Below are 4,927 nucleotides of genomic sequence, written 5' to 3' on the forward strand. Positions count from 1 at the left end.
GAACATGTTGGCGACGCCGCCGCTGTTGTAGCCGGCATGGTTGTCGGCAGCGTCGCCCGCCAGGGTCTGGCCGTTGAGGCTGACCTGATGGACGTAGAGGTTGCGGTCGGCCGTCGCGCTGCCGCCGTAGACGTCGTCGAGGAACTGCACCGCGATGTCGTGCGCACCCGTGCCGAACTGGCCCGTGAGGGTGATGTCCTGCGTCTGGCCTGCCGCATGCGACGCGCTGGTGGTGAGTGTGCCGCCGATCTGATGGCCGTCCACCAGCACCTGGAAATGCGGATCACCCTGGTAGCTGTCACCCGACACGCGGAACACAAAGGTGTCGCCCGCGACCGGAGAGGCAGCCGAGGTCAGGTGAGCCGCTGGTGCGGCAGCCGGGGTGGTATCCGTCAGGCTGCTGACCGCTGTCTTGTAGGCGGCGCCCGCATTGGGATTGTGACCATTGCTGAGCACGCCATCGTAGTCATTCGTCTCGGCGTTCCAGTAGTTGCCGTAGACCATGTTGTGGTCCGCCATCCACTTGGTCACCCCCTTGATATAATCACCGGCATTGTCGGAGGCGATACCCCATTCGCTGAGGGCAGTTGGCTTGCCGTGGGCGGCGGCAAAATCCTGCTGCCACTGCAGCCCGTAATCTCGTGCCACATCGTGCTGGAAGCCAGCCTTGGCATCCCAGGAGTCGTACTCCGGTGAGTAGTAAACGTCTGTCCCGATGACGTCGACATACTTGTCGCCTGGATAGGCTTTAGCGGGATCCATGTTGCCGCCGTCGTTGGTAGTATCCCAGACGAACTTAAAGTTGCTGGACACCGAACGGAACGTCGTCACGAGTGCCTGGAACGCCTTGACGAACGCATCCTCATGGCCGGCGGCGGCCCAGGGCATCCAGCCACCGTTGAACTCCCAGCCGACCCGGATGTAAAGATTGCCGTCACTGCTCGGATGCGTCTGGGCGAGCGCTTGAGCGGCCTTGAGGAAGTGATCGTTGTAGGCGCCCGTGGCGACCTGCTCGAGCGAGGTGCCCCAGACGGTGAGCGGCACGCCCCAGATGTTGCCGACCGCGGCCCCCTTCCACAGGCCGGCAGCCCACGGGACGGAACTGTCAAAGCCGGCCCAGCTATCATTGTTCAGGAAGTGGAGGACGTTGCTGGGGGTGTTGCCAGCCCACTTTGTGTAGGATGCTAAAACCGAAGGATCATCGCCGACATAAACACCGGTCTGAGTCAATCCGTGCCCCTGCGCAAGTTATTGAGAAAAATTATTGTGGAAGGTGGTTGATAGCATTCAAATTCGCTTCGATGGTGGCAGATATAGCACATCAACTGACCAGGAGATAGTAAGTATAAAAACCTAGTATTAGTTCTAACGGCATCAATCATTTGCGGTGAAAAAGCGAAAACATAAATCAATGAACTGATTGTTTGTTTGATGTGAGTTATGAGGATTAGTAAAAAGAGGAGAGCTAGATATTACGCCAGAGGCCCTTAAGCAAGTTTTTATCAAAATCGATTTCGCGGCTGTTTATTACGTGTCTGCTGAGGATGCGCAGCGAAGGCTTGGGCTTGTTCAGCCTCGAATGATTGGGACGAGACAGGCTGCGCAGAAAAGTCTGACGGCGTATCGAAAGCTGTTACGTAGTTCGCAAGAAAGGCCTGATTTGCCTCGTTTTTAGGTATAGTGAATTTCTCGAAGTCCGAATCAGCCTGTAGCAGCCGGTTTTGCTCGGGGACGGTCCAGGCACCGGCAAATTCAAAGCGCTTGCGCAGCTGCAGCATGGCCTCGAGGCGTTGGAGGGGCGACTAGGAGCCCGTCCGAGTAACGGGTTTGCGGATCGAGGTCGGGGTTGGGATCAAGCCAGCCGGCGTCATGCTCAGCGCTCGGCCTTGGCCAGCTTCAGAAGGTTGTGGGCGGTGCAGATCATCGCCCATTCGCCGCGGACCTGATCGAGCCCGCGGAGCAGGAACTGTCGGAAGCCCCGGGCCTGCTCGATCTGCCCGAACACCGGCTGGACGACCTGCTTCCTGAGGCGGTACCAGCTCCGGCGGCCACCCCGCTTCAGCCGCGCGGCCATCGCACGTATCAGGGGCGTCTTCGTTAGCTTTCGACGACCGGCCGCATCCGCCTCTCCGTGGCGCGCCCGCCCCGGAGCCAGGTAGGCGGTGATCCGCCGCTCCTTCAAGGCGACGAGGTTCGCCTCGTTGGCAAAGGCTGCATCGCCCGAGACCTCGCACGGCTTGCGCCCGAGATGAGCGCGGATGTCGTCGATGAGCGGCACGAGGGCGCGGGCGTCGGCGGCGTTCGTCACGAGGCGGTGCGCCACGATGATCTGATGCGCGGCATCGACGGCGATCTGCCCATTGTAGCCCTGCACGAGCCCGTCGCGGGTCGGCAGGATCCGGCTGTCCGGGTCGGTGAAGTTGCGCTGCGCCCGGTCCGGTGGCCCACCGTCCTCGGCACCTAGGGGCCGACCCTGCCAGCGCATGCCCGAGGATGCACCCGGCCCGCTCTCGTCCTCGGGGTCGGGCGGATCGATCGCTTCCGCTTCCAGCGCAGCCTTGGCAGGGCGGATCGTCTCCAGCCGCCGCACCTTGTCGGCCCTCCAGTCCGGCGTCTCGTTACCCCGTGGTTCGCGCCCTCCAACGCATCCTCGGCCGCGTCGGCCTCGCGCGCTTGCTCCAGTCAAGCGTCGACTTCGTCGGCCAGCGTCGGCTCGGCCGTCTTCATGCGTCCGTAGCTCATCGCCTTTTGGCGGGAGGCGTTGGCCTTCACCTTGGTCCCGTCCACCGCCACGTGGGCGAACTGGACCAGACCAGCCGCACGGCACAGGCGCAGCACCTGCACGAACAGGTCCGACAGGGCCACGAGGCGGCGCTTGCGGAAGTTGGCGATGGTGCGGAAGTCCGGCCGGTTCAGCCTGGGCACCGCCATGAGGTCGACCCGTTCCTCGCAGGCCCGGGCGAGCTAACGCGAGGAGCACAGGCCGCGGCTGTAGCCGTAGAGCAGCAGCGCCACCATCGTCCCCGGATGGTAGGGCGGGTAACCGCGCTCCTCGGTGTAGGTGTCGAGGATGGCCGAGAGGTCGAGCGCTTCTAGCACCGTGTCGCGGACGAAGTGCGCCAGGTGCCCGGGCGGCACGAACTCGTGCAGCGAGGGCGGCAGCAACCAGCCCTGATCCACATCCCAGGAGCGAAACACCTTGGCCGTGAGCCGAGTGAATCACCCTCTGACCTCGCCGTCGAGAGCATTACTCGGACGGGATCCTAGATGTTTGGTCCCGCCGTATGGCGTTACATCTGACACCACATAGAGGGACCAAGCATCTAGCGGTGGCGAATGAGCAAAAGCTACCAACCTAAATTATGTTCTTCGCCAACAATTCTATACGAAAAACCGTCGTTTTCTCCACAGAAGGACGAAGCGCTTATCAGTGACAGATGAATGGACCAAAATTAGAGCTTGAAGCAAGCAACTTATTATTGTGGTCCAAGCTGCACAAACTTCATGAAGCATCTCGGAAAACGACCTCATATCTTAGTAAAACTAGCAGAAGTATCTTAACTATTATTCTAATTTCAGACGAGTTTTCTGGAACCTGTTTATATTTACTAGACGAATCGCTCGTAGCCTTTCCCACTGCAGCGATGATGATCACCGCGAGCGATCAATAGCAGGTCTTTGGATACGGGGCTTTTCAGTGACTCAGACCGGTGTTTATGTCGGCGATGATCCTTCGGTTTTAGCATCCTACACGAAGTGGGCTGGCAACACCCCCAGCAACGTCCTCCACTTCCTGAACAATGATAGCTGGGCCGGCTTTGACAGTTCCGTCCCGTGGGCTGCCGGCCTGTGGAAGGGGGCCGCGGTCGGCAACATCTGGGGCGTGCCGCTCACCGTCTGGGGCACCTCGCTCGAGCAGGTCGCCACGGGCGCCTACAACGATCACTTCCTCAAGGCCGCTCAGGCGCTCGCCCAGACGCATCCGAGCAGTGACGGCAATCTTTACATCCGGGTCGGCTGGGAGTTCAACGGTGGCTGGATGCCCTGGGCCGCCGCCGGCCATGAGGATGCGTTCGTCAAGGCGTTCCAGGCACTCGTGACGACGTTCCGTTCGGTGTCCAGCAACTTTAAGTTCGTCTGGGATACTACCAACGACGGCGGCAACATGGATCCCGCTAAAGCCTATCCAGGCGACAAGTATGTCGACGTCATCGGGACAGACGTTTACTACTCACCGGAGTACGACTCCTGGGATGCCAAGGCTGGCTTCCAGCACGATGTGGCACGAGATTACGGGCTGCAGTGGCAGCAGGATTTTGCCGCCGCCCACGGCAAGCCAACTGCCCTCAGCGAATGGGGTATCGCCTCCGACAATGCCGGTGATTATATCAAGGGGGTGACCAAGTGGATGGCGGACCACAACATGGTCTACGGCAACTACTGGAACGCCGAGACGAATGACTACGATGGCGTGCTCAGCAATGGTCACAATCCCAATGCGGGCGCCGCCTACAAGACAGCGGTCAGCAGCCTGACGGATACCACCCCGGCTGCCGCACCAGCGGCTCACCTGACCTCGGCTGCCTCTCCGGTCGCGGGCGACACCTTTGTGTTCCGCGTGTCGGGTGACAGCTACCAGGGTGATCCGCATTTCCAGGTGCTGGTGGACGGCCATCAGATCGGCGGCACACTCACCACCAGCGCGTCGCATGCGGCAGGCCAGACGCAGGACATCACCCTCACGGGCCAGTTCGGCACGGGTGCGCACGACATCGCGGTGCAGTTCCTCGACGACGTCTACGGCGGCAGCGCGACGGCCGACCGCAACCTCTACGTCCATCAGGTCAGCCTCAACGGCCAGACCCTGGCGGGCGACGCTGCCGACAACCATGCCGGCTACAACAGCGGCGGCGTCGCCAACATGTTC

2 protein-coding genes and 2 pseudogenes are annotated in these 4,927 nt (G+C 61.1%); 1 reads left to right on the forward strand and 3 read right to left on the reverse strand.

From position 1 onward, the window contains the following. The 3 genes and pseudogenes from FV230_RS24580 to FV230_RS24590 all read right to left on the reverse strand — a co-directional run. Nucleotides 1–1,230 (reverse strand): carbohydrate-binding domain-containing protein (locus tag FV230_RS24580; RefSeq protein ID WP_147844262.1); only part of this gene is annotated, 1,230 nt, incomplete at its 3' end. Between the two features lie 479 nt (nucleotides 1,231–1,709). Further along, nucleotides 1,710–1,796: pseudogene (locus tag FV230_RS24585) on the reverse strand (IS6 family transposase); the annotation flags it as partial. Nucleotides 1,797–1,873: 77 nt separating this feature from the next. Beyond that, a pseudogene (locus tag FV230_RS24590) lies at nucleotides 1,874–3,198 on the reverse strand (IS1182 family transposase). 499 nt (nucleotides 3,199–3,697) lie between these two features. On the opposite strand from FV230_RS24590, the gene FV230_RS24595 reads away from it, so the two are divergent. Beyond that, nucleotides 3,698–4,927: carbohydrate-binding domain-containing protein (locus FV230_RS24595; protein ID WP_147844262.1), on the forward strand; the 1,230-nt coding region annotated here is incomplete at its 3' end.

Origin of the sequence: Methylobacterium sp. WL6, from assembly GCF_008040095.1 — a bacterium.
In the GTDB taxonomy this organism is placed as follows: Bacteria; Pseudomonadota; Alphaproteobacteria; order Rhizobiales; family Beijerinckiaceae; genus Methylobacterium.